1 protein-coding gene is annotated in these 284 nt (G+C 56.0%); it reads right to left on the bottom strand.

The window, feature by feature from the left end; genetic code table 11:
- Positions 1 to 284: hypothetical protein (locus ACZ2V4_RS11740; RefSeq protein ID WP_490514954.1), on the bottom strand; the 284-nt coding region annotated here is incomplete at both ends.

Below are 284 nucleotides of genomic sequence, written 5' to 3'. Positions count from 1 at the left end.
CCATTACCCATGCGCGATGCGTACACCAGATTCGCAAGCTTCTGCGGGTTATTTGTGTAATTTGGAGCGTACGCCTTGCTGGAATCCGACTGATCCATTGTGAATCGTGAGGGCCACACAGCGACCAACCGCTCGGGGGTCGTGTACGTCAGGTTTTCGACAAATTTGGTGTAGCCCTGCGTTTCATATGACGATTGCGCCATAAAATAACGCACGCGGCGAGGGCTCGAATCGATACCGAAACGTGCCGTCGCCGCGTTGGCCCCCGCGACTAGTGCGTCGAG

Source organism: Macrococcus sp. CoH-51_TC_04, assembly GCF_058188655.1.
This window is presented reverse-complemented; position numbering and strand designations above follow the sequence as displayed.